Genomic DNA, 21,712 nt, shown 5'->3' with positions numbered 1-21,712 from the left:
TTTCCAAAATTCTTCTTCGCTTTTCAGGTGTAAACAACCGTAATGAAAACCAAAACTATTCTGCTGATTAAGCGGTATCTGACCTGATTCATAAATTATTACCTCTGCTTTAATATTTCTTTCGGACGGATTTTTTATTCACATTCCGCCTTAAATTTCTGGAGGTTTATTTATGAAAATTTTTGTTAAGGTTTTTGCGGTTTGCATGATGCTTGCTTTGTCTTTCGGGCAGGTCTTTGCAAAGGACAGAGTTCTCAACACAGATGTTGTTGTTATAGGTGCCGGTTCATCAGGTCTTACCGCCGCTGTTTCCGCAGCTCAGAACGGTGCAAAGGTGATAGTGCTTGAAAAAATGCCCGTAGCGGGCGGCACATCCAACTATGCTGAAGGGCTGTTTGCCATAGGCACTAAGCAGTTGCGAGACGATGCGCAGGACATTTCAAAAGAAGAGTTTTATAAGGAAATAATGGAGTACGGCCATTACACTACAAACGCCGCTCTTCTCAAACAGTTTGTGGACGAGTCGGATATTACAATTAGATGGCTTGAAAGTCTTGGTGTTGGCTTTGATGCTATTAAAATGTCGTATGCGGATTCACCCGTATGGCATCTTGTTAAGGATTACAAAAACTATATTCACGGAGCTGCTCTTGTAAACAGGATGCTTGATGTTGGTAATGAGCTAGGTATAAAGGTTCTCTATGAAACTCCCGGCAAGAAGTTGATCTATAAAAACGGAGTTGTCTCAGGTGTTGAAGGAGAGGATGCAAGAGGCAATAAGGTTATAGTAAACGCCAAAAGCGTTATTATCGCCACAGGCGGATTCACTAATAATCCAGCTATGATTGATAAATATACAAGGTTTGACAGCACAAAGGTGGCATCCACCGTACCCCTCAAAAAAACCGGTGACGGCATAAATATGTCTATGGAGGTAGGTGCTTCAACAGAAGGTTGGGGACTTATGACCCACCAGGGGACCGACGGTCCAGGCGTAGTTCCATTCGGCAATCTTTTCACAATGGTTTGGCAGCCTGCTCTTTGGGTAAACAAATACGGCAAAAGGTTTGTTGACGAAACTGCGGTTTTCAGTTTCACCCATGCCTCAAATATTGTGTACCGCCAGCCTGACAGTTACGCATGGGTTGTGTTTGATCAGGACACCTTTGACAAATATGCTGAAAAAGACGGTATCGAAGCGGGAATAGGCGTAATTATTCCCATCGGGACAAAGCTTACAAATCTCAAAAAAGAGTTTGAGGATTCAGAGAAAGCTGGTAACCCCAACGCAGTTTATGCTGATACCCTTGAAGGACTTGCCAAAAAAATCAATATTGAACCTGCCGTTTTGAAACAGACAGTTGAGCGTTACAACAACCACAAAGAGAAAAATCTGGATGATGAATTCTGGATGGATACAAAATGGATTCTTCCTGTTAAAAAAGGCAAATTCTACGCAATCAAAATAAAACCCATGACCTATGTGTCTCTCGGTGGTGTGAGAATCAACGACCGCATGCAGGCTCTTGATGAAAAAGACAATGTCATAAAAGGTCTTTACGCAGTTGGCTGCGATGTCGGCGGTCTCTACGGTGACACTTACACACTTTTTGCATCAGGTTCCGCCTTCGGCTTTGCCGCTACTTCAGGTCGCCTTGCCGGTGCTGACGCTGCTCAACAGCTTAAAAGATAGGGAGAAAAGATATGAAACTAAGCAATTTTATTAAAACCTTCTTTTTGTGCGCTTTTCTTATGGTTTCTCTAAGTACTTCTGTATTTGCCACGGAGGGCGGAGGTTCCTCTTCTTCCAACGGGTCGGAAGGTACAATGGCAGGCGTTCTGCCGCCTAAGGGACTATATTTGATAAACTATACAACATATATGCACTCGGATAGGTTTAATGACTCCAACGGCAACAGTGCTGTTCCTGATTTTGAATTAAAGGGAACTGCTACCATATTCCGTTTTGTATATATGTCTGATATTGAACTTTTAGGCGGGCATGTCGGCGGGCATATAATACTTCCCTTTGTTCACCTTGAGCTGGACACCCCTGCTGGAAGCGAGAGCAAAACCGGTATGGGTGACATACAGATGGGTCTGCTTAACGCATGGCACTTTAATAATCTGCATATCGCTTTGGGACCTGACATAATTCTTCCCTCCGGTTCCTACGATAAGGACGACATAGCCAATATAGGCAGAAATTATTTTACCTTTGAACCTGTTTTTGCAGTCACATATCTCAATGAAAGCGGTTTTGAGGTTTCTGCCAAGTTTATGTACGACATAAACACCGAAAATTCTGACACAAATTATCAATCTGGTCAGGAATTTCATTTTGACAGCTTTGTCGGTCTGCATAAGGGACCTTGGACAGTGGGTATCAACGGATACTACTATAAACAGGTAACCGATGATGAACTCGACGGAGATAAATACCTTGACGGCAACAAGGGTCAGGCTATGGCACTCGGTCCTGAAGTAAAATACGACTATAAGAATATGGCCTTCCATCTGAAATACCAGCAGGAGTTTGAGGTGGAAAACAAAGCAGAAACCGACAGGTTCTGGTTTAAGTTTATGTACGCTTTCTAAAAATAATATTGCGGCTCCGGTTCGCCGGAGCCGTTTTTTACGCAAAGGATTTGAATTTATGCACATAAAAAAGTGGTTTTTATATATTTTTATGATTTCAGTTCTGTATTTTCAGTCATTGTCTGCGTTGGCGTCTGCCGTTGTCCAGCCAGTTTGCTCCGAATGTCACGGTATACCCTCTGAGGTGCTTAAATCTGAACACGAAAAGGTTGAATCCTTCTCCGACTGTCTCACTTGTCATGAATCAGGAACTGAAACGGGCAGCCTTGGAGACAGGATACACCTTAAGCATACCGAGGCTCAGGGAGCAACAGAGGAAACATGCCTTACCTGCCATAAGCCTGATGCTGAAGGTAAAATTATTATCTCCTCAAAAAAACAGGTGGTGTTTGATAAGGCAGACATGGAAGATCTTGTTCAGAAATATGCCACATGGAGCGACTTGGCGGAGCTTGCTGATTCCCATAAAACAGCAGGTGTCGGCTGCTCGGCATGTCACGTTAATTACGACTACGATGATTACGATACAGTATCGGTGAAATGTACGGGCTGCCATGGCGGATATGAGCAGCTCGCTCCCAAAACTGCCGACAGGCACAGAAATCCGCACAAGTCGCATTACGGAAACCTGAACTGCGCAAAATGCCATCAGGTTCATGAGCCTTTTGCGGATTACTGTGATCAATGTCATAAAACAAACATGAAGTGGAATAAAAAAGTGAAGTAGCCCTCTCTATAAAACGCAGAAACTTTTAGTTTCCTCCTACCCCTTAAAGGCGACAGTGCATGCACCTGCACTGTCGTTTCTCTTTTCAATCTGGATTCTTAAGTATTTTTTGAGCAAATCTCCGTCACCCGCTTCCTGTAATATCACATAGAAAAGGGTGCCCTTTCTTTTATGCGGTCGAAGACAGAACACCACGCTTTTAAGCGTGGATGAATGAGCCTTTCGACGGTATACTTTTCTATGGAAATCATTAAGACCTCTCACAGTGCTTATTACTTGAAATATCATGTAGTTTGGGTTTGTAAATACCGTCGAAAGATCCTGAAGCCTGGTGTCTGTTCTTATATTCGTAAAACGTTGCCCAGTTTATTGAGAAGTATGCCTGGCGTTGAAATAGAAGCCATTGGCTTTGACTTAGATCATTTGCATATGGTTATAATTATTCCTCCCAAATATAGTATTTCAGATGTTATGGGTAGATTAAAAAGCCAATTGGCTTCCCGTATGCGAAAATTTTTTGATTGGTTAGAAAAAGTATACTGGAATGAAAATATAGTGTGGTCGCCAGGCTACTTCGTTAGCAGTATTGGTTTGAATGAAGACGTAATTAAAAATTACGTCGAAATGCAAGGGCAACAGGATTCAGGACAGCTCAAGATTGAGCTGTAAAAAACATGCGATAGCATGGCGAAAGCATAGAACCCCGGGTTTACCCGGGGGTATCTATAGAGGTCAAAACCGTAAGAAAAACCTTCCGATTTTATGGTTATAACTCCCTGCTTTCAGTTACTTTGGATTCAATCTACTGCATAACATCGGCTTCAAACCATGCAACCGCAAAGCTGAGCCAATGAATAAAATAAACCGAATTATCTTGTCAGGCTTTCCTTGCAGAATTATAGCTGCAGCTAAAAAGTTCAGCAGTTATATCACAACCTGAAGTATTGTTTTGTAGCTTCATTGTGAGCCGGTCTAATTGAAAGAATAATGAAGATGCTTAAGAAATATAAAATATCATTGTTTATAAGTGGGTTAAAGAAATGGAGGCGGCGGTTCCATTGTATTGGATTTTGCTGTCCATAAATGGATTTCTAATTGATGTAAGTTGCTGATGAATATTGATTGATGACTTTTATACTTGTTTGCTGGCTGTCCATATCCGGACAGATTTTCCCACTTTTTAGGCACCGTTTTGGGCACTAAATTCTGCCTATGAAAATTAAAACTGCAAAAGTGCCGTGTCCATTTTCGGATTCAAAATCCATGTACGGACACAGTTTTGTATATCATTTTCCTTGCCTAATGTCCATATTCGGATTGCGGTTTGATTTTTAAATTTGGAATTGAATCGGATTATTTGAACAGTGCTCGTATGTAGTCTTGACGTGATGACAGCACTCTGTAAATTGACACATACTCTTTGTTAATCGTGTAAAACACAATATATGTATCGCATATTAAATATCGAAAGTTAGTTTCTATATCTATGATGCTTGACAAGAGTGGGCCCATTTGCGGAAATTCTGTCAATCGTGAATAACGCTCAATAATACCTGTTACAATTTTTAGGGCAGAATCAGGATTCTGCAACTCTTCGCTTATATATGCTTTGATCTGTTTCAGATCATCAACAGCAAGAGGGTTTATTCTTAACTTCATATTTAGATGCCGAGTTCTTTTGCCGTTTCTTCAGTTGTAAGCCAACCACCGTCTTTTGCGGCTACTTCTGCTTCAGAAAGCTTTTTTAGTAGTTTAATAGTTGCCTGAGTTTTTTGATAATCTTCTATATCAAGAATTGCATAGCGTCCTCTACCGTTTTTAGTTAAAAAAACAGGTTCATTAACGGCAACATCCTGTAAAACCTCATTGTAATTTCTTAAATCCGAAACCGGTTTGATATTCGGCATAATTCACCTCAATATAATAAATGTAGTAAAATTGTTCGTGAAATTCAACAGCAAAGATAAGAATGCAGAGCGAATTGGTATAATGCATCTGACATGCGGTGAAAGTACATTTTAAACACTGTATAATATGCGGTGAATAGGTATTGCGCTTGCAGTAAATAATGACTATATTCGCATTAAAATTTGCGGTGAATATTATGTGGTTATATGAGCAGAGCGATTGGCCTCACTTCAAATGGAATGCAGAAGCTTTAGCATTTAAGCTTGCTGATGTCCGTTACAGGCAGGGGCTTCTTCTTGGGAAGATGGCTGGGATCGGGTTTGATTTAAAGCAGGAGGCAAGCTTAAAAACTTTGACCAGTGATATTGTGACTTCTTCGGCAATTGAAGGTGAACTCCTCAACCGGGAAGAAGTACGTTCATCTATTGCACGCAGGCTTGGAATCGATATTGCAGGGCTTGTTCCTGCCAGCAGGAATATCGATGGTTTTGTTGAAATGATGGTCGATGCTACTCATAATTTTTCTCGAGATTTAACTGAAGAGAGACTTTTTGCATGGCATTCTGCATTGTTTCCTAGCGGTCGAAGCGGAATGTACAAAATTGCTGTCGGACAGTGGCGAACACCAGAGTCTGGTGCAATGCAAGTTGTTTCCGGTCCAGTTGGACGTGAAAAGATACATTTCGAAGCCCCACATGCAGATAAAATTTCTGACGAAATGGCTGCTTTTCTCAACTGGTTTAACTCTGATATAACTCTTGATCCAGTCATAAAAGCAGGAATTGCCCATTTTTGGTTTGTTACTATACATCCTTTTGAAGATGGCAACGGTCGTATAGCCCGTGCTATTACCGATATGCTTCTTGCCTGTGCAGACGGTATTTCTGAGCGTTTTTACAGTCTTTCAAGCCAGATTGAGGCAGAGCGTAAAGACTACTATTTTCAGCTTGAGTGCCAGCAGAAGGGAACTACTGATATAACCGAATGGCTTGAGTGGTTTTTGGATTGTCTGGGCCGTGCCCTGGAGCGTGCTGAAAACACTTTAAAGTCAATTATGTATAAAACAGAACTGTGGAGTCATCTCAAGCAGTTTTCAATTAATGAGCGTCAGAGAATGATTATTAATTTAATGCTTGATGATAGTTTTGAAGGATACATGAACACTTCAAAATATGCAAAGCTGACCAAGTGTTCGAATGACACCGCTTTGAGGGACATTCAGGAGTTGAAAGTCTACGGTGTGTTTATCCAAAACATTGCAGGGGGGCGGAGCACAAGCTACCGTTTGCGGGATCCTGTGTAGTTGGGAGAAAATTGCTCCTGATAGTATTGTTTATACAGACACATTCAAGAGCTACAATGTTCTTGATGTCTCTGAATTTAAACATTACCGCATAAATCACAGTGTACTATTTGCCAATAAGGGCAATCATATAAATGGAATTGAGAATTTTTGGAATCAGGCAAAGCGTCACTTAAGAAAATTTAACGGGATTCCTAAGGAGCATTTTCACTTGTTTCTGAAAGAATGTGAATGGCGATTTAATAATCCTGAACCAAAAGAACAATTAAGGCTGTTAAAACAACTAGTTAGAGAATATATGCGTTAATTATCTAGGATAGCCCCAAAAACATAATTCATTGCAAGCCCTGATTCGCCGCCATTGGCGGTTTTGTTTCGCTTCGCGCTCCATTGCCGTCATTCTGAACGAAGTGAAGAATCTCTATCGGTGAGAGATCCTTTGCTAATCGCTCAGGATGACCGCCTTGGGTCAATTTTCGCGCGATCCTGAGCAAAGCTCAGGATGTTTCCCTTTCACCTGTTGCGGCATATACAACGCAAGCCTGCACAGGTGAGGGAAACCTTAAAAGGTGCTTCGCACTAATTATCTATTCAAAAGGTAAAAAGGTAAAAAACCTAAAAGTTAATTGACTGTCATCGCTAAGCGAAAGCCGAGGAAGCTGTCCAAGTTGCCTGGCGAGTCGTAGCCGCGATCGGCGGAACGGACGCCCTGCGGCGAGTTGAGCCAACTGCCGCCTCGGAAAACCCGATAAGAGCCGCTGCCCGTATATATAGGGTTATTACGCTGGTGTTTGCTGTATGCGTCACTGCTATATATATCCTCTACCCACTCCCATACGTTGCCGAGCATATCGTACAAGCCTAAGGCGTTCGGCTTAAATTTTCCTACTGGAGAACTCGCCGCGTAACCGTCAGAACATTTAAAATCATTTGAATCTTTAGACCATCCATTTTGCTGAATAACATATTGATCCGCTACATTCGCATAGCCGCAGGCGCTGTCAGAACTGTCTCCCCAGAAGCGTTCTGTCCTTGTTCCCGCTCGGGCGGCATATTCCCATTCCGCTTCCGTCGGAAGACGGAAGGTCTTCCCGCCCTGCCTGCTCAGCCAGTTGGCATAACTCTTTGCGTCATCCCAGCTCACATAAACCACTGGCTGGCTGTCACCGTTAAGGCTGTTGCCTTCGTAGTCCTTGCTGCTGTGGCCCGACTGGTATCTTCTGTACTGGGCGTTTGTTACCTCGTACTTGCCTATATAGAAGTCATCCACGCATACCTCATGCACTGGCTTTTCATCACTATCCCCGCTGTTACTCCCCATCTGGAAGCAGCCGCCCTTCACAAAAACAAACTCCATGCCGGTCACAGGGTCTTTATATTCCTTTCCGCCGACATCCAGAAACCAGTTGACATTGCCCACAAGTCCCCTCGGAAAGTCCTTCAGCACATCCCAGTAGATTACTTTATTACTTCCGGTGACAACCTTGCCCACATCACCACTGACACTAAGCTGTTCCTGCGTATACTTCTTCCCCTCAATCTCCACAGAGAGGTTCACTTCTGCGTCCTCATTCGGCTCACCCTTAAGGTCATACCGCAAAACACCCCTGTTACCCTCCTGCTGCAATCTCGAATTAACATCCTCTGCAGCAAAAACACTTAAACTAAAAAAAGCCAGCAGAATAACTAAAGCATATTTCATACTATTTCCCCTCACCCAGCACTGTATAGGCAATAAGCGAATCCTCTGTATCATCCGCTATATTTGCATATGCAGCGAAAAACTCAGAAAAATCATACAGTTTATTATCAAAAAGCACACTGAACGGCAGCTTTGATTCTGCCGGAAGCACCGCGACCAGAAAAGCCTCTGAGTCCGCCTTATGCCCCTCCAGCGTTCCCATAACAAGCTCAAAAGGAGCATCATAACCCGGGAAAATAAACGTCTCACCGGCCTTTACCGTCTCTCCCTTCATATACTGACTTGGATAAAGCATCTCCACCTTGTCATCCGCCCTGATATTAAATACCGCAAGCCTTGCGTCCTTCTTAACATTTATCTTCAGCTCAGCCTTTTCGCCCTCTCTGAAAAGCATCTTATTCAGCTCCGCCTTCAGGCCGAGTATGTTCTTTTTCTCCGGCACATATACATCCGCAGTCACCGTAACGCTATACTCAGGCACAGGCACTCCGCCTGCGTTATACTGCCTCAAATCGTGCCACAGACTGTCTTCTTTTACAATGTAACCACTGGCATAAACCCTGATAAAATCAGCCGCCATCCTGCCGTCCGTAACAACTGTGCTGGAGCTCACCTTCACCCCTGCCGCCTTCTCTATCACACCCATGCGGGCATTCTGCAGTGCGGTCAGCCTCGCCTGCTCCGCAGTCATTCCCACAACAGCGCAGGAACCGTCAGCAGTAACGCCTTTCACAAGCCTTCCATCGCCACAGTAACCCTGCGCCGCTATCAAGATCAGCAAAATACATATCAGACTTTTCAGCATCCCAAACCTACTTCAAAACAACCAGAACATCTTCATCACTGCCGTCAACCACAGGATTCTGATTGATGCCGTGAAGCTTTCTGGCCTTATACGGTACATTGTCAGTTACGTATTTCTTCATCTCAAGCAGCGTAACCGTCTTATCCCCGTTCAGATCCGCATCTCCCTGCAAGCCTTTCAGGAACCAGTAAGTAAACATAGAGTGGCGTTTTTCCGGATACCAGCTGGAAACCTCGGAAAAACCTGAACTGGTCAACAGTGTCGCAAGCTTCGGCTTCTCATACTGCTTCTTAACCTTTACCATAGCGGGGCTGATGTCTTTAAAAAGCATACCTGCCGCTGAATCACCGGAGAAGCAGGCATCAATCACAACCGTGATTTTCTTTGCCTGCATCTTGTCAAGGTTGCTGTAGAACGTCTGAAGCTTATAGCCGGAGCTGGAAAGATAATGGGTGTTGGCATCCACGGGCACGATATATGCCTCTGAAGAATCGAGATCCGGCGCTCCGTGGCCTGCGTAGTATACAAAAACATTTGATATACCGGGTTTTATGTAATTGAACAGCTTGCCTTTTATGCTTGCTGTGTTGCCGAAAATCTCGTAGAACTTGCCGAGTGAAGCGTCCTCGGCGTATATGATGTTCCCTTCGTCAAAGCCGAAGGTTTTTATGAGGTACTGCTTCATCACTCTGGCATCATTGAGAGCGTAGTCAACATCAGGAGCATTGGAATAGCGTGAATTGCCTATCACAACCGCAACATCATACCTGCCAGCCTTTTTCAGACCTACAGGAACCTTTGTGTCCACCCCTGTAGAAAGTCCGGCGACAGGAACAACGGTCTCTTTTTTCTCTTCCGCTGCCTGTACAGTCACAAAACCGCCGCCTGTGTTTTTGTTGCTCATCACAAGCTTCAAGGGAGTGCTTGCTCCAAAGCGGCCTTTTTTCTCAGTAATATTCACATCCACCGGAACCCTTGCCCCGTCAGCTATCATGCTGTTTGTATATATTATAAATGACACATCCATATACTGACCGGAAGCCACTGTGCCAAGATTAAAACTGCTTTTTCTGTCTCCGCCGAGATAAACATTATTACCGGGCAATATGTCGGCATTAACATCAAACGCATCGCCAGCGCCTATGTTCTGTATGCGAGCCTTTATCTCAACATTCTCCATAGGCTCAATACGCCCGTTTCTGGAGGAGTCAAGCACGCTCATATCAGCAACAACCAGCTTAGGCGCTCTATATTCCTTCGTATTGAAGGCTATGCCTGTGGGAGCTGGGTTGAAGCCGTTAAGCTCCTTAACGCTTATGCCAAGCTTATAAACGCCTGTCTCAAGCTGATCTGTAGTGTTAATCGAAATCCTCTTTTCAACCGTTTTGCCTGCGGGAACAGTACCTATGTCAAGCGAGCCGGGCACATCAAGACCATTAAACTGCTTCTGAGGATTAAGCTGAGCTTTCACATCGAAAGCATCACCCTGACCGGAATTGGTTACTTTGACAATTACAGCACCGGACTCTTCAGCATCCAGCGCCTTGTTGCCTGAAGCCTCCTCAAAGCCGATACTGACAGATAACATAGGCGGTGCGGGCAGAACAGAAAACCTCGCACTGCCGGAACCGGCAAAAGCTGTATTTATCAGGGAAAAAAGAAGAAAAGTAAAAATGAGCCAACGCATCCCGAACCTCCGCATATTTTTTCGTCTAAATAATAACAAAAATACTACGTATATAAAAGTGAAATGGAACCTAAGAATCATTAATAGATTTAATAAGAATGTGTAATTTCTCAGATAGCAGGGATCTTTTCCAGGAAAACCGCCCCATACGCAAAAGAATGTTGATGAATTTTACGAATAATTCTACTACTGAACTGGTAATCATCTCATTTTTAACAGTAATTTATAGTAGAATTTTTTTCTGTATTTCTCAGTTTCTAAATAGGTGTTATCCCGCCTATATTCTCAGGGGAGGATTAAATACCGTATAGGTGATTTGCCCGTTGGGTATGCCTTGCCAGAATGGAGCAGCCGCACAGCGGAAATTTTGATTATCAGCAATACTGATTTCAGGAAGATATGTGGTTACATTTATACCCATAAGCGGACAGTTGTCAGAGTGCTTTTCGAATTTTCCGCATTGGCGATGTCAGGCGCAGACGGCTACATCATCCGCCACAGGTTCCCATACCGCACAAATCAGTGTTTAGGCATTGAAAGAAAACTCTTTAAACACTCATTAAAGAGTGGTTAATGAGTGCTTGTTAGCCTGCTTTCATGTGAGAGTTAATTATCTGGTCGATATTCTTTATTGTGCTGTCACTAATGTTCAGGCTGGCGGCGGTGTCTTTCCACCTTATTGCTGAAGCTAGAACCTGGTCTATAATCCGTTCAGTTTTTTTTATATTTGCCTTTGTTCCAAGCTCTTTTAAATGTGTCAGGGTGGGCTTAAGACTCTCTCCTATAACAGTCATGCTCTGATAGCCGTTAGGGCCCGATGAAAATGTCAGGTCGTAAGCAGGCGATAATTTCCATTCCTTATCTATGTACAAAAACGAAAAATTTTTGCTGTGATCATCTCTGTTGTGCATGATGACGTTAAAGCACGCCAGTTTGAATGCGGCCTCTACTTCTCTCATGTCTTTCGTGAGTACCTGAGTGACTTTCAGCAGATCGGTATAGTCCAAAGATGGAAACCTGTAGTCTGAATGGATAAGTCCGCATAGCGAATGCATATGAATTCGCCTGCCGCTATCTCTATCGAATCTCTGCACACCGAAATAGCTTCCGGTACTTGTGTTGAAAAGGTAAGTCTCAGGCATGTTTATTCCGGAATCTTTTGCGATAATGCTGTATGCATATTCGATTTTGCCTGAGTCTGCATCATCAAATCTTGAGTTAAACTTAATCAGCCAGTCCTCATAACCGTCAGGATAGCTGCTTGTTTGCGACATTATATGCTTTTTGTCAGGACTTACCTTTGCGGTGATTTTTGGTCTGGCACCACCTGATGAACCGGCAAGTTGCTTTAACTTCAGCAGTGCGTCGTCTCCTTCACCTTCAAGAATCTGCTGCATTTCTTCTGCAAGTTTCGTTAGGTCAAGATTTTCCTCAAGCTGGGCATCTTCTGAATATTCAGGCTCGTATGACAATGCCCCCATGCCGTATTTGCCGACATGGCTTAGCCTGTCCAATGGCGTAAGCAGGTGGCGGGCTATTCCATATTTTGCAACCTGACGATCAAGAAGCATCCTTCCCCATCCGTCGGGCAAACTGTCATTGAATACACCGTGCAGGCCATCAAATGCGTTAGTATCGGCAGAGACAGCATTTGGCTGCAGCGGTAGTTTGAAAGGCGACAGCTCAAAACCTGTAGCGATAAATTCAGGTGAATATTCAAACCAGATTTTTCTATCTCTGGAGGCCAGTCTTCCCATATGATATTTTTTGTCAGCATGGTAAAAAACATTCAGCAGCTGTATAGGGGCATGGTTCATTTCTTGCGTCCTCTCTTTCTTGTCTTATCCTGCGATAAAATATCATCCAATGATTTCGGCTGTTCTTTTTTATCAAATAAATTTTCAAACTTATTCAGTAAGTCAAGTGCCAGGCAGAGCTTGAGAAGCGACTCAAGAGAAATCTGACCTGTTGATTCAAACTTCTTCAATGTGCCGAGGCTGACACCAGATCGTTCGGCAAGCCCCTCCTGAGTGAGATTCTTTTCAAGACGGGTGTTTCTCAATGAATTTCTGATATATTCAGCCATATCTTCTAAAGTGATAAAAGTCATTATGGTATCCCTAAAAACTAAAATATTGTATTTGCGGATACTATAATATCTATTATACTATATGTCAATTGTGATGATTATTTAGCCTGAAATTAATCGAGGACATTTATTAAGAGTGTTTAATCACTACGCAGGCACTGATAAAAAACTTTAAAAAAACTCATTAAACCGTTTACTTCCTTATCCATTATCAGAGTAGAGCCTCCTGAGAAGCTTTGCTTCGATAGAGGCAATATGCATGTGCCGCTGGGCACAAACTTCCCGAACTTCGCTTAAATAGAAAAACAAATGTCTGTCCAACACCTCGTTCCTGAACTGATCACTGCCGGATATGGAAGAAGCGCAAAAAGCCGTTACTTTGGTTATGGATACGTATAATTCTATTTCACGTTTTTTTATGAAAGATAAAGATAATAGCTTTCCCTCTGATGTTGCCGCTATAACCGAAGCTGCCGTTAATAACGTGGTTGATGTATACGGCAAGAAAGGGTTGATAGAACTTCTTCATAAGTGTATCAGCGGTTTTGAGTTCATTTTAGAGCATTATGAGGATGAACTGTTTGCTCTGGAGCTTAACGATAAAACAGCAGGCGAGACTGGAGTCGCTGATTATGCGGAAATGTGCGAAATGATGTGCAGGGTTGCGGCAAAGACTGTTGCAGAGCTTTCGGAAAAAGGTAAAAGGGCTGCTTTATCCTTGCAAACCTGATCATGCTTACTGATATTGCTAACTCCATCCGGACTTTAAATATGCCCAAACCTGTCAGACAGGAGGCAAAGAAGGACAAAATCGGAAGAAATGATCCTTGTTCCTGCGGTAGCAGATTGAAGTATAAAAAATGCTGCGGAAAGAATGATAATGTGGTTTATTTGAATCAAACAAAGCCGTAAAAAATTATTCTTTTTCCCCTCCTTTACAGCCTACTCATTATAAATACTGCTTGACCAAAATTTATTATCTTTCCAGTACAATGTCAGTCTATAATAGTGCTTCACCAGTATTTATGTTGCGTTACCCATATTTCTGTATAATAATTCTGCTATAGCAGTATTAAAGGGTATAAACATGGCTAATAAAATCATAAAAGCAGAGATGCCGGAACCTCAGCTGCTCAGAAGTGCAGAGGTGTTGGGGGAGTTCATAAGAGCGGCGAAAGGGCAGAAGTCAAAAAAGACATTTACATAAAATGATTTACAGAGTAATCGCTTAGCCTTAGAGTCCTCTTCATTGTTTTAATGTTTCCAAGAGCCATTCTTTCCTCTGGTTATATTTTTCCTGAATTTGACTTTTAATGTCGCTGTCAGCAATTAACTTGAAATTAATTTTTTCTGTAATGTCCTTAAAGGTTGTCTGTATAAGTCGAATATTTACTCCCAAATCATCTGCGTATTTTCTCCAGTCCTCAATGGTAAGGTGTCCGGGATTAATCTGCTCACCTATTGAAATTGCCATTTCAACATCGAAGCCGTAAATATCAGTGCAGACTATATCGTAAAACGGTGCGAGGCTTACCTTGTTTCCCGATTCAATATCATCATAAAGCAGAGAAATATTCTTGAGGTGAGCGTCCGCATTGCCTATCAGATAGTTGAAAAGCGTCCATCTGATTAATGAAAGAATATCCAGAACAGGTGATTTGCAGTATCTTCTGATAATGTCGGCAATTTGTTTGTATTCGCCGTAGTATTTGCTGTCTCTGGGTATACCTAAGCACTGGGTAAAATCCTCCTGATGCAGACGTATTATCTGATCTTCGTCAGGCTTTCTGTCATATCTCTTAACCAGAAGCGCCTTGTAGTTTCCGATGGTTATTATTTTCGAATCTATGGTGTTCAGTCCGACTGACTTAGCAAGTGTAAGGCATATATGCTCATTCTCTTCCAAGCCTTCAAGCTTTTGGTTGTACACAGGCTTTATGATGTGAGTGCTGGCGGCTGTTTCCTCCGGCAGATAGAAATCATTTCCGTCATACATGACTGGGAGCTTCGGCTGTGCACCGGCTAAGGACATTCTTGTTTTTATATCGGAAGCAAAAGGCTTTCTGGGCAGCTCGTCTATGATTTTACCCAGTTCGCTCAAAGTCAGCTTTCTGTAAGAGCCTTTCAAAAGAACATTGCTGTCTTCGGAAAAATACAACGCTCCGGCGCAGTCTCCGCCGAGCTTACTAAGCAGCCCGAAGGAATCTCTTACGCTGAGGTGATAAAATTGTGCAACCGCCTTTAGTTGTTCCTCTTCCGGCAGCAGTCCGGTGAAAAAGTTATAAACAATCTCTTTATCAGCTTCGCTGTCGATGGGCATCGAACATGAAATCTGAATACTACCTGTATATTCGAAGGAATAGTCCTCATAAAGCCTGCCGACAGGCTTCAGTCCGCTTTTGGTAGGAATGCTTACACTCAGATACTTCATGTCAGCCTCTGCTTTCTGCGGTAATATCTATTCCGAGATTGGAGGCAATTTTGATTGCATATCCCAGACGGACATTCTCTTTGCCTCTCTCAAGCTCGGAAATAAAGCGCAGGCCGACACCGCTGAGCTGGGCAAGCTGAGTTTGCGTCAGCCCCAGCTCTTTGCGTCTTTCTCTGATTATTTTACCCAAATCTTCACTGCTGATTATACGCATAATTATCCTCTTCGGTAAAATATAGGCTTAAAATTGAATAAAATCAATAAATTTTACCGATAGGGAGAATTATAAGAAAAACCAGATTCATTATCCCGAACGGTAGAATTAGAAAAATGCTCAGTCATCCTTTTTACTTTTTAATAAAATAAAGATGATGAACCCGCAGGTAATTGAAGCGATTAAGTAAAGTGCAAGCTCAAGCCGCATTTCCGGTTTTAAGATAATACCTAAAACAGCAACCATTGACAGCATAACACAAAGCTCAAAAATCTTCTTGCATATCATTCTCATATTAGTTTACTCCTTTATGCCATTAAAAGTGTCAGTCCGTATTTAAGGAAAAGCTCAAGCACAATGACTTTTGCTACCGCGGAACAAATATTCAGGGTCTTTTCATAAAAAACACGCATAGCTATTTCCTCCGGTGTTTCATCGATCTTATAAAGCGTGAAGGATTACGTTTTGCATTCCTGTATATTTTGAGTGCAGTTCTTTTCTTCTTCCTTTTTGTTTTATCCCTCTCTTTTTCGTTTACCTTTTCAAGCCCACGGGCTGCAAATAAAGCCAAAATTGTAATTGTTAAACCAAATATTCCTAAAAATGCTATTCCTGAATTAGATCCCATCTTTAAATTCTCCTGCGAACAGACTGCCGTCCCTTCTGTCTTTTGATGCTATATATCTGTTGTATTTTTCCAATGTTGTCCTGAGGCTCGAGTGGCCGAGTGTTTTGGAAACCCAGGTCGGATCCTCTCCTGCTTTCAATGCCAACGAAGCGAATGTGTGGCGAAGCTGGTATGCCGGTCTTGAGGGCAATTCGGCTGTTTCCATTGCTTTATAGTATTTCTGCCTGAAATTTTCCCAACAGATACGCTTGCCCAGCATATTGGTGAAGACGAAAGGCTCAGCATTCTCCGTCCTTTTTGTATATTGTTCTTGAAGCAGATTTAAAAGAAGGTCGTTCATATCTATGTCCCTTCTGCTGCTTGAAGTTTTGAGTGTTGTGGTTTCTCCGAGAACATACCCTTCCCGGACCATGATTATTCTGTTTTCCCAGTCTATATGCTTCCACTGCAGAGCTACAGCTTCATTCGGACGGCAGCCGCTGAATGCAAGAAACGATATGAAATTTACGTAAAACGGATAAAAATCCTTGAAGGCGTCGAACAGCGCATTTAACTCGTCCTTGCTGAAAGGATTGATCTCCGGCTTGTTATTTCTCTTTATTTGAATTTTTACATTTCTTTGAGGTAATTTTGATTAGGAATGAAGGGTATAGTTATTAGCTAAATGCTTGTTTATAAATATAAAAGTCCATAAGTATAAAAGAAATAGAGGCTATTATATTTGACATTATTATGAATATCTCGTAAAATATTATGTAGTTGTGTATGTAATTAGTTTTGATGTCATGATCTATATGGCTAAGGTATTTAGATTGGTTCTGAATTTGAAAGATATTTTTTGTGTGGGGGAGTATCTTGTGAATGATTTAGAAAACGAAAAATTTTTAAATGCTATAGAGTTTTTATCGAGTTATGTTTCAAACGAACTTAATAATGGGAAAAAACAAGCTGAAGTTATTGATTCTCTGGTAAATAAAATGGGTATTGAACGAGCATTGGCTACTAAAATAGTAACAAAGAATGATGGATTTAAAGAAAAAATGTATATATTTTCAAAGGAATATATAAGAAAGGATATTTCTTTATATATTGTAAAATCAGTTTTTGTATATACAGTTCTATTTATTATTTTATATTTTTTGGGTAATTATGAACAATATGTTTTATTTGCCAAATATTTACTTGTAATATTTTTAGGTTCATTTATTGTTAGTGGAATTTCTTTATTGATAACAGAAAAAATAATTATGAACCGCATAAACATAATTCTCAATGTATTTGTATCTTTGTCTAGTTTTTTGTTAGGAGCATTATTAGTTTGTTTTATACGTTGGGACATGATTGAAAAGATTTATTCTACGGGAGCTTTAAAAACGAGATTTTTAATATCAATAGTTAATTTTATCATAGATATAGGTCCGGTTAAGACAGGAGCGTTACTGTTGTTCACGAGTATCGTTTATGCGGGGATTGCTTGGAACTTTTATTATGATATAAAAGTTAATAAGCTGAATGAAAGAGCAGGCTGAAATTATTTTTGTGAGTCTTGCTAGCTGATATTGATGTGATAGATGCTTGCTCATTCTATGCAGTTGCTTAAGATACATATCAGCATATTTGACGCAAAAGAGTGCCTTAAAGAGTGAAAAACCAACTCATCATCTTGAAAGAAGTTCTTTAGCTCACGTATGATATTTGGAAATATTTCTGCATTGAGGTAATAGCGTTCTTCGTCATCTTCCCATAACAGATATTTACGTTTTTCTGCCTTCTGGAGTTCATCAATAAGTATGTTCCTGTAATGTTCAGGCATAATTGCCCAAAGCTGTACGGGGCGGCGTCCTGAAAATGTTTTTGATTCAGATACACGGTAAAGCATTTCCGGCTCCGATTGTGCCTTGTCCGCCCTGAAAAGCTCGATTTCGCTGCGCCTCATTCCTCCCCAGAAAGCAAGTGCAGAGCAAATAGTCATAATCTACGCATCTTCCGGATATGTATCATTAAGATAAGCAATAAACATATCGAATTCATGTGGTGTTATGATGGCTGTCCTTGTCTCTGATGATGTACCTCTCATTTCAGATGAACCCAGATAGTCGCTTATTTCACCGTTAGGATCCTTGTGTGTAAATCTGATGATGTAGTATCTAAAGAAGGATTTGAGCCTTCTACCCATATTCTTTTTGTTACCGTTCTTGAGAATATCCTGATTTATGATTTTCTCGATCAGCTCGATTATTTCCGATGACTTCATATGGGAAAGCGGTCGGCTTCTCGTCTCATAAATCAACACTCTTGCGAACGGACCGAAGTATGTGACAATTGTCCCGAGACTGCTTCCTTTCTTCGGTTTGCGAATCAGGTCAAACAGCCAATCAGTGAGCAGGCAGAGCGTCTCATTAGTGGATATAAGTCCATGATTTTTATTGTAAAACTTTTCAATATTGCTTTGAAGCTGAGCCGTTTTCCTTCTGTTGTTACGATATGCTTTGTGCATTTCAGAAGAGAGAGTTTTAATGAAAGTAATATGCTCGCTCACTAAAAAATGTTGCTGCTGAACAGATACATTTACAACTTTTTTCCTGTTTTTACGGGGTGAGGCGGATCTTTGTGGTTTGACTGTTCCTGTGTATATTCGCTTTCTGCATTCAGGGCTGATGCTGGTGAAGCTGAGATTATTGGACATTACCGCAATTATGAAGGGTGGAAGGAACAGACTGGTGCGGTTGATTAAGAGATTTCTTACGGCCAGGAAGGGCATATCAAATCCCATGCTTTTCAGCCAGCTATTAAATAATGCCGTGTTAAGTCCATGAAACGGTTTGTTGTGATTGTTTTGGAGCATAAGAGCATTGAGGATTGTTTGCCCTCTGTCTGATAAAGGAATGCGTATGTTTCTTTTATCAGCATCCTTTGTTGCTGATAAATATAACTCCCCGGTACCTGCTCCGATTTCATCATCTGTCAAGCCGGAGAGCAGGGCAGGGAGGTCTGGAAAAAAGCAGAATGACTCACGCATAAGGACAAACAGGAAGACGCATTGTAAGTCAATTATGTTACATGCTTTTTCAGGGAACTTAGAATAAAGTTTGCCCCAAAGCTCGTAAAATTGGCTATGCTCGTGAATATGCCTCACACTGCTTTTGGTGACAATATCTCTTTTCGGCTTGTCATATTTTTCCGGTATAGCAGATATAATAACCTTTTTCTTGTTTAATAACTGCAGCAGGATGATAAGCTGTCTGTGGTATCCGTAATAGCTTTCAGTATATCTGGGATATGGTGTTTCTGTTTCAAGCTTCTTTACCTGCATCTGTTCCAAAGCTATAGGGTATTCTTCCATTGGCGACAGAAGATTACGTATCGCTTCTGTGCATTCTGCTGTGAATCTCAATTTCTGCTCAAACCGTATTCTTGCTTTCGGCTTCTCTTCAGGGATTGAGTTTAAATGTGCCTGCAGTTTTTCTATATATTCGATAATAACTTGTTCAAACATCATCGTGCTCCTTGATTGCAAATTTTGAGAGCAGTACCCCCTGATACTTCAAAATGTCATCGAACAGGTCGCAGGTGTTAAGCATGGATAAGGTGCTCATAGTTTCTGTTCCTGCGGTAAAATGCCCGAAAACATGATCGATAAGAGTTTTGCTGTATGCCTCCGATTGAAGCCATGTTCGCAGCCAATGACGGAGAAAGTTAGAATTTATTGATTCATTTTCAAGGAATTGCTGAATAGTCTCTTTTGAAAACCATTGCTGCTGATTATTATCATCAAACAGAAAAAGCGAATCTGTCAAAAGATGACAATGCTCGTTTGGGGTAGGGATATTGTATAAAAGGCTCATCTGATTCAGTATGCTTTTTTGAACGGTTTTATGACGCTCATATAGCTGCCAGAAGCCTTTATGCAAAGGAATTGTACGGTGCTCGGAGAATGAAATATTGTCCTTGTCACTCACTGTTACAATCTTTTCTGCCGGAATAAAGATGGTTCTGCATGTGGAGCTATTCGCAACAGGTCTGTGCCCTGTAATAAGCTGCAGCACAAGGAAGGTGTATATAGTCAGATAGTTGTAGTGTTTCCTTCGTTCTGTAAACTGCATGCTCCTTCCAAAACTTGTAATTTTATTTCTGAGATACTCAAAAATCGTCATGACTGCGTTGTCCATAGGAACAGCTCTAGAGCCGAAGGGGAAGGCTCGCCCTGCTGGTGATTGAGAGTAAGTTCGGAAAAATTGATAGTACTTGTTTGCGTTTTCAAAGGCATTTGAATATCTTTTGTGAATCTCAAGTGGATCAAATCTCGTATAGTTCATCTGCGTGCGGGTTCTGTGGGTATAATTGTTTGAAATTAGTGCCGCATACATCTCGTCCAGTCCCCAGTTACTGACATAATGGCTGATAAAGCTGTTCCGTATTCTGGCAACTGAAAGACTAGTGTTGTTCCTTTTGTTGATTTTACTTATAAGCTTTGCCGTGTGCTGTTTTACAGAACTGAAAGGAGTCTGTTTCAGAGTATCGAGCTCAAGCTCCTGTATAAATCTGCTCAAGCCTTCGGGAAGGTAGATTGTAACGATTCTGCTTGATTTATGGTAAATCGCTCCGTCCGGTTTTTTATTTTCATAGCCTAACGCAAATAAAGGATAAGTATATTTTGAATAATTCTCCTGAAAACGGATGGGAAAGTCCTTTTGTTTTTTGCGCCACGGAATTGCTTCTATAATTGTTTCCGCCGTCAGACCAGTATTTGCCGATATGATTAAAATGCCTATGCATTGTTTTGAAAACTCGTTATCAGTTTCACTGTATGCATTATAAAGTGTTCTGAGCTCGGAGAGTTGAGCAACATCCCTCGCAAACGGGCTGATTTGCTGGTGTTGAGCTATGGCGGCTTTTTGATAGGGGCGCTTCCATCTGTTTATGTCTGGCGGCGTTTTGGAATCAATTTCCCTGAAGTATGTTTTCAGATAGCTTTCAAGTAGAGCATCTGCACCCTCTTCGTTGTCGGCAACCGGAGTACTGGAAACATATTCTATAATTTGCTCATCAACATTGATTTTTTGTCTGATCGGTTCGAATAATGTTGCACCGACTCTGCGTTGATGAACGTTCTTTATTTCACGCCAGTTGCCATCAATAAGAGAAATAAAATTTTCTATATTATGTCTGTCCTGTGGCTGATAGCGGATTAGGCTGTCGGTAATTGTTCTGAGTTCCTCCCATGATATATGTCTGATGTTATTCTGTTGACAGAAGCTATCGTACAACGCAAAAAAACGCCTTGCTGCCAGCGAGTACCGAGATAATTTATTGTTCATGTTGTTAGGGAACTTAGCATTAATCATATGAAGCAGGGTCAGGCACTGATGACCGTATAATCTGAATGACTGAGTATGCTGCACAGTAAGTACAAAACCCAGAATAGGGCGTGTGGTCAGAAAGTTCCTGTCTTCATCGGAGTTCAAACTTTGCTGAAACTCAGGTAAAACAACTCCATATTGCTTTCCCAGATATTTTAGCGCAGGCAGCATGTCACTGAACAACTGCTCAGAATCATCTCCTGTTAAGCCTATGAAAGCTGCAATCGCCTGCAACGCCGGTATCTTGCGATACCGGCTGA

General features: G+C 41.6%; 22 protein-coding genes and 1 pseudogene. 9 read left to right on the top strand and 14 right to left on the bottom strand.

The window, feature by feature from the left end; translation table 11 throughout:
* The first annotated feature begins 172 nt into the window (after positions 1 to 172).
* The 4 genes from ACYRYY_RS04945 (at position 173) to tnpA (ending at position 3,994) form a co-directional block, all read left to right on the top strand.
* A complete protein-coding gene (locus ACYRYY_RS04945; RefSeq protein WP_460214432.1) occupies positions 173 to 1,693 on the top strand; it encodes an FAD-dependent oxidoreductase in 1,521 nt (506 codons plus the stop codon).
* An 11-nt stretch (positions 1,694 to 1,704) separates the two neighbouring features.
* Positions 1,705 to 2,598, top strand: a complete 894-nt coding sequence (locus tag ACYRYY_RS04940; protein ID WP_460214431.1) for a SphA family protein — start codon at positions 1,705 to 1,707, stop codon at positions 2,596 to 2,598.
* A 91-nt stretch (positions 2,599 to 2,689) separates the two neighbouring features.
* On the top strand, positions 2,690 to 3,325 hold the full coding sequence (locus ACYRYY_RS04935) for a cytochrome c3 family protein (RefSeq protein ID WP_460214430.1): 636 nt from the start codon (positions 2,690 to 2,692) through the stop codon (positions 3,323 to 3,325).
* 213 nt (positions 3,326 to 3,538) lie between these two features.
* Positions 3,539 to 3,994, top strand: coding sequence for an IS200/IS605 family transposase (tnpA, locus tag ACYRYY_RS04930; protein ID WP_460213868.1), 456 nt, complete (start codon positions 3,539 to 3,541; stop codon positions 3,992 to 3,994).
* A 684-nt stretch (positions 3,995 to 4,678) separates the two neighbouring features.
* Here the strand turns inward: tnpA and ACYRYY_RS04925 are convergent.
* Positions 4,679 to 4,984: a type II toxin-antitoxin system RelE/ParE family toxin gene (locus tag ACYRYY_RS04925; RefSeq protein ID WP_460214429.1), complete on the bottom strand. Its 306-nt coding sequence runs from the start codon at positions 4,982 to 4,984 to the stop codon at positions 4,679 to 4,681.
* 2 nt (positions 4,985 to 4,986) lie between these two features.
* A complete protein-coding gene (locus tag ACYRYY_RS04920) occupies positions 4,987 to 5,232 on the bottom strand; it encodes a type II toxin-antitoxin system prevent-host-death family antitoxin (protein WP_460214428.1) in 246 nt (81 codons plus the stop codon).
* 161 nt (positions 5,233 to 5,393) lie between these two features.
* Between ACYRYY_RS04920 and ACYRYY_RS04915 the strand changes: the two genes are divergently transcribed.
* Together ACYRYY_RS04915 and ACYRYY_RS04910 are read left to right on the top strand one after the other, a co-directional pair.
* On the top strand, positions 5,394 to 6,536 hold the full coding sequence (locus ACYRYY_RS04915) for a Fic family protein (RefSeq protein ID WP_460214427.1): 1,143 nt from the start codon (positions 5,394 to 5,396) through the stop codon (positions 6,534 to 6,536).
* 4 nt (positions 6,537 to 6,540) lie between these two features.
* Positions 6,541 to 6,843: pseudogene (locus tag ACYRYY_RS04910) on the top strand (IS1595 family transposase); the annotation flags it as partial.
* 315 nt (positions 6,844 to 7,158) lie between these two features.
* Here ACYRYY_RS04910 and ACYRYY_RS04905 read toward each other — a convergent pair.
* The 5 genes from ACYRYY_RS04905 to ACYRYY_RS04885 form a co-directional block, all read right to left on the bottom strand.
* Positions 7,159 to 8,238, bottom strand: coding sequence for a formylglycine-generating enzyme family protein (locus ACYRYY_RS04905; RefSeq protein ID WP_460214426.1), 1,080 nt, complete (start codon positions 8,236 to 8,238; stop codon positions 7,159 to 7,161).
* Between the two features lies 1 nt (position 8,239).
* A complete protein-coding gene (locus tag ACYRYY_RS04900) occupies positions 8,240 to 9,043 on the bottom strand; it encodes a DUF4384 domain-containing protein (RefSeq protein ID WP_460214425.1) in 804 nt (267 codons plus the stop codon).
* A 7-nt stretch (positions 9,044 to 9,050) separates the two neighbouring features.
* Positions 9,051 to 10,730, bottom strand: a complete 1,680-nt coding sequence (locus tag ACYRYY_RS04895) for a caspase family protein (protein ID WP_460214424.1) — start codon at positions 10,728 to 10,730, stop codon at positions 9,051 to 9,053.
* 584 nt (positions 10,731 to 11,314) lie between these two features.
* Positions 11,315 to 12,547: a type II toxin-antitoxin system HipA family toxin gene (locus ACYRYY_RS04890; RefSeq protein WP_460214422.1), complete on the bottom strand. Its 1,233-nt coding sequence runs from the start codon at positions 12,545 to 12,547 to the stop codon at positions 11,315 to 11,317.
* Complete coding sequence (locus tag ACYRYY_RS04885) at positions 12,544 to 12,840, bottom strand: helix-turn-helix transcriptional regulator (protein WP_460214420.1); 297 nt, start codon at positions 12,838 to 12,840, stop codon at positions 12,544 to 12,546. Before ACYRYY_RS04885 ends, ACYRYY_RS04890 begins: the two co-directional genes overlap by 4 nt.
* A gap of 331 nt (positions 12,841 to 13,171) precedes the next feature.
* Between ACYRYY_RS04885 and ACYRYY_RS04880 the strand changes: the two genes are divergently transcribed.
* Both ACYRYY_RS04880 and ACYRYY_RS04875 read left to right on the top strand, forming a co-directional pair.
* Positions 13,172 to 13,549, top strand: a complete 378-nt coding sequence (locus ACYRYY_RS04880; protein WP_460214419.1) for a hypothetical protein — start codon at positions 13,172 to 13,174, stop codon at positions 13,547 to 13,549.
* Positions 13,550 to 13,551: 2 nt separating this feature from the next.
* Entirely contained in the window at positions 13,552 to 13,731 is a 180-nt protein-coding gene (locus ACYRYY_RS04875; RefSeq protein WP_460214418.1) for an SEC-C metal-binding domain-containing protein, read from the top strand.
* A 334-nt stretch (positions 13,732 to 14,065) separates the two neighbouring features.
* Here ACYRYY_RS04875 and ACYRYY_RS04870 read toward each other — a convergent pair whose 3' ends face one another.
* From ACYRYY_RS04870 to ACYRYY_RS04855, 4 genes are all read right to left on the bottom strand, one after another.
* Positions 14,066 to 15,250, bottom strand: a complete 1,185-nt coding sequence (locus tag ACYRYY_RS04870) for a HipA domain-containing protein (protein ID WP_460214417.1) — start codon at positions 15,248 to 15,250, stop codon at positions 14,066 to 14,068.
* Position 15,251: 1 nt separating this feature from the next.
* A complete protein-coding gene (locus tag ACYRYY_RS04865) occupies positions 15,252 to 15,464 on the bottom strand; it encodes a type II toxin-antitoxin system Y4mF family antitoxin (RefSeq protein WP_460214416.1) in 213 nt (70 codons plus the stop codon).
* Positions 15,465 to 15,879: 415 nt separating this feature from the next.
* Entirely contained in the window at positions 15,880 to 16,092 is a 213-nt protein-coding gene (locus ACYRYY_RS04860) for a hypothetical protein (protein ID WP_460214414.1), read from the bottom strand.
* Positions 16,082 to 16,669 carry a site-specific integrase gene (locus tag ACYRYY_RS04855; protein WP_460216459.1) on the bottom strand — a complete coding sequence of 196 codons (588 nt, stop codon included), beginning with the start codon at positions 16,667 to 16,669 and terminating at the stop codon, positions 16,082 to 16,084. Before ACYRYY_RS04855 ends, ACYRYY_RS04860 begins: the two co-directional genes overlap by 11 nt.
* Before the next feature lie 280 nt (positions 16,670 to 16,949).
* Here ACYRYY_RS04855 and ACYRYY_RS04850 point away from each other — a divergent pair, with 280 nt between their 5' ends.
* Positions 16,950 to 17,621, top strand: coding sequence for a hypothetical protein (locus ACYRYY_RS04850; RefSeq protein WP_460214413.1), 672 nt, complete (start codon positions 16,950 to 16,952; stop codon positions 17,619 to 17,621).
* Between the two features lie 50 nt (positions 17,622 to 17,671).
* On the opposite strand, the gene ACYRYY_RS04845 is transcribed toward ACYRYY_RS04850, so the two are convergent.
* The 3 genes from ACYRYY_RS04845 to ACYRYY_RS04835 are packed head-to-tail and all read right to left on the bottom strand — an operon-like array spanning position 17,672 to position 21,557.
* The gene (locus ACYRYY_RS04845; RefSeq protein ID WP_460214412.1) at positions 17,672 to 18,064 is read right to left on the bottom strand and encodes a site-specific integrase; all 393 of its coding nucleotides are present in this window, start codon (positions 18,062 to 18,064) and stop codon (positions 17,672 to 17,674) included.
* 3 nt (positions 18,065 to 18,067) lie between these two features.
* A complete protein-coding gene (locus ACYRYY_RS04840; RefSeq protein ID WP_460214411.1) occupies positions 18,068 to 19,591 on the bottom strand; it encodes a hypothetical protein in 1,524 nt (507 codons plus the stop codon).
* Positions 19,581 to 21,557 carry a hypothetical protein gene (locus ACYRYY_RS04835; protein ID WP_460214410.1) on the bottom strand — a complete coding sequence of 659 codons (1,977 nt, stop codon included), beginning with the start codon at positions 21,555 to 21,557 and terminating at the stop codon, positions 19,581 to 19,583. The genes ACYRYY_RS04840 and ACYRYY_RS04835 overlap by 11 nt, the downstream gene beginning before the upstream one ends.
* Positions 21,558 to 21,712 lie beyond the last annotated feature (155 nt).

Source organism: Geovibrio sp. ADMFC3 (assembly GCF_054687035.1).
Note: the sequence above shows the minus strand (reverse complement) of the source record. Positions and strands in the feature narration are given on the sequence as shown.